The sequence below is a fragment of the Paenibacillus wuxiensis genome (assembly GCF_040195695.1).
Lineage (GTDB): Bacteria > Bacillota > Bacilli > Paenibacillales > Paenibacillaceae > Paenibacillus_B > Paenibacillus_B suaedae.
Genome location: NZ_JBEFZI010000028.1, coordinates 1 through 2857 on the forward strand (window position 1 = coordinate 1; position 2857 = coordinate 2857).

Here is a 2857-nt window from a genome sequence, read left to right on the forward strand (position 1 = left end):
CCCCTCAAGATGAGATTTCCCAATTAGTAAGACCCCTTGAAGACGACGAGGTAGATAGGTTGGAGGTGGAAGCACAGTAATGTGTGGAGCTGACCAATACTAATCGGTCGAGGGCTTATCCTATTTGATTCAGAGCATGACACTTTCGCATTCAGTTTTCAAGGTTCAAACCTTGAACTTCATATTGGCTTTAGCCAATGCTGTTTGGTGGCGATGGCGGAGGGGTTCCACGCGTACCCATCCCGAACACGACCGTTAAGCCCTCCAGCGCCGATGGTACTTGGACCGCAGGGTCCCGGGAGAGTAGGACGTCGCCAAGCAACTAAAGATCACTGTTGAGACATCTCGACGGTGGTCTTTTTTTATCTATACCTAATATAGGTATGTAAAAAAGCCGAATGCTTGCGCCTAATTTAGGTTAACAGCAATCGGCCTTTTTTCTTATATGCTTACGCTTTGTACAGGCATATGTCCATTTCGGCAGCCATAAGTGCCAGAACACATTCAACAAGGTGAGCTCCAATGGAGCCATGGCTGTAGAATGTTCTACTCACACATGTATTTCAATAGTGTAGGGAGACTGATTCTAAGGTACATCGAAGGAAGCAATGACGGTAAGTGTGATCGAGGGTGTATAAAAGTGGTTAAGAGCTATTAATGCAATTTCGATGGACTAGTAATGGTTACTCGCTTAAGGAGGCGAATTGACAGAATGTCTATTGAAGTGACTATTTCCTGTGATTTGAATACATATTTCTTATATATAAAAGAAACAGATGATTAATGGGACGATCACGAATGCTATTCTATATAGCAACCCCCCCACCACTTAAAGAGAGTGGAGGCTGCAGCAATAGAAATGAGAGTCCTTGCGATTTAATTTGATAAAGACAGCATCTTGAATTTTTCAACTCAGTTTCCTTGTTTTTCGACATACCCCATTAACCATGCAAGGTTCGGACGAACACGGAACCAGACATCCGGCCAAGTGCACCATGGGCTCAGTCCGTTTCATTATAAGAGGCGACTCGATCTCTTCGAATGCTTGGTCCATAGATAACGACGGGATCTGGATCTCCAGTATGCTCCTTAACCTCAAAAGGAGTAGAATGATCAGCGGCAAGTGCTAGGTATACATCCTCTGATAGTTGATCAGCGTTTATGCCAACATTTCTATCAAACATTTCTAGGGATTGAGCCTTTTTAGTGGTTCATCATCGGCCCCATCACATCTGGAGCTTTAAGATGAACATAGACAATGTCATGTTGGACAATCTGTTCAAGTGCAAGTTCTGCTTTCAGTTTAACATCAGTATCCATACTTCCGGTCACTCTTATATCTGTAATGGTTGTGTACCCGGCTAGCTCCGCAACCCAAAGAAGGGTGCTTTCTACAGCAATGCAGCAACCTCGAAAATTCATTTTGAAGCGGCTCAAGCTCAACCTACTACCTGCACCACGGGTTAGAATGAAGCTGGCAGGCAGCATTCATTAGCTACTCGCTCCTCATTCGCAGGATACATGACAAGATCCGAGAAGATATTTCTAAGAAGCGGTTGACTGCAGAAGCAGTCGTCGTGCTTCTAATGTATCTTCCAACGGCTGAACAGGAAGATACGGTTTGCCTCGTTCGGTGCTTTCGGGTCAGAATCAGTAATTTGATCACTTAATCCCTGTCTACACAGCACAAGTACAGCACGATGTTCAGTTGGCAGGCTTGCAGTAAGCATAGATGCCCTCGGCTACTTCTATTCCTGAAATGGACTCAGCAAGCTTGTCCGTATGTTCCCGTATGCGGCGAGCGTGTCGATCCAGCACTACACCGTCTTCTACAGTGGCAAAATTGCAGCGAAGAACGACATCTCCAGGCTGAATATCGATTCCGACTCCAAGTGCTTCGATGGGGCCGCGACATGGGCTGCTCAGGCGTGAATCCAAGATGAAGCTTACATCCTCACAGCAACTGATTCATCAATTGGAATCCAACAGCATTGAATTCCTCGTATTGTCTGATCAAGTAGAAGTCGATGAATCACGGTATCAGACTTGTGCGTTTTATCAGGATCGCCTCGTTCTCATTGCACGTCCAGATCACTGTGTGGTTCTGAAGAGGAGATGTACGTTATATGATTTTCAAATGTGACCTTCCTTATGAAGCCGGATAAGTCGGCAACAAGGCAATTCCTCGATATGAAGTTCGAATAGGCGGGCATCGCGATATCCAATACGATTGATATCAGCAGCTTGGAAGGAATAAACAGGGCGTTATTCATGGACTTGCATAGCAGCAGTATCTGAATTAATGAAGATGCAGGAGATTGCTAGTGAACTGCTAGTTGTATTCCCATAGATGAAGTGAAGTTTGAGAAAGGGGGTCAATATGTTCATTACTAAAACAAGCATCTGTCGCCAGCAGCTAAAGCATTCATTACAATGCTGAACAACATTTTAACCGAGGAGTAGGTACAGAGGATAGAAAGAAGAGGATTGGAGGACATGAAATAGAGGATTTAAAATTAGTTTAAAAAAGTCTTGCATTCTACCTTCGAAATATGATATATTCTAATTCCTGCTTCATTAGGAGGCAGTCAATCGAACGAAGAAAACAAATTAAAAAAAGTTGTTGACTTCGAGTTGATGAAGTGATAAGATATAAAAGTCGCCGCTGAGAGACGCGGTGAACGAAAGCGAAAGAGGCAATAAGCCGAAGCGCTGGGTTGAAGATTGTTCTTTGAAAACTGAACAACGAGCAACGTTTGTGAATGAGGTAGCAATACCTCGTCAAAAGATATGAGCAGTTCAAACTTAACTTTAACGGAGAGTTTGATCCTGGCTCAGGACGAACGCTGGCGGCGTG

Annotated in this window: 4 protein-coding genes and 2 rRNA genes; 3 read left to right on the plus strand and 3 right to left on the minus strand. The window is 44.1% G+C overall.

The window, feature by feature from the left end:
- Nucleotides 1-123 (plus strand): 23S ribosomal RNA (locus ABN764_RS29385); the annotation flags it as partial.
- An 80-nt stretch (nucleotides 124-203) separates the two neighbouring features.
- A 5S ribosomal RNA gene (rrf, locus tag ABN764_RS29390) occupies nucleotides 204-320 on the plus strand.
- Nucleotides 321-1001: 681 nt separating this feature from the next.
- Here the strand turns inward: rrf and ABN764_RS29395 are convergent.
- From ABN764_RS29395 to ABN764_RS29405, 3 genes are all read right to left on the minus strand, one after another.
- Nucleotides 1002-1184, minus strand: coding sequence for a hypothetical protein (locus ABN764_RS29395; protein ID WP_446673854.1), 183 nt, complete (start codon nucleotides 1182-1184; stop codon nucleotides 1002-1004).
- A gap of 19 nt (nucleotides 1185-1203) precedes the next feature.
- Complete coding sequence (locus tag ABN764_RS29400; protein ID WP_446673855.1) at nucleotides 1204-1437, minus strand: hypothetical protein; 234 nt, start codon at nucleotides 1435-1437, stop codon at nucleotides 1204-1206.
- Between the two features lie 267 nt (nucleotides 1438-1704).
- Nucleotides 1705-1938, minus strand: a complete 234-nt coding sequence (locus ABN764_RS29405) for a hypothetical protein (RefSeq protein WP_446673856.1) — start codon at nucleotides 1936-1938, stop codon at nucleotides 1705-1707.
- 1 nt (nucleotide 1939) lies between these two features.
- Here ABN764_RS29405 and ABN764_RS29410 point away from each other — a divergent pair, with 1 nt between their 5' ends.
- Nucleotides 1940-2143: a type 2 periplasmic-binding domain-containing protein gene (locus tag ABN764_RS29410; protein WP_315747495.1), complete on the plus strand. Its 204-nt coding sequence runs from the start codon at nucleotides 1940-1942 to the stop codon at nucleotides 2141-2143.
- Nucleotides 2144-2857: the final 714 nt, after the last annotated feature.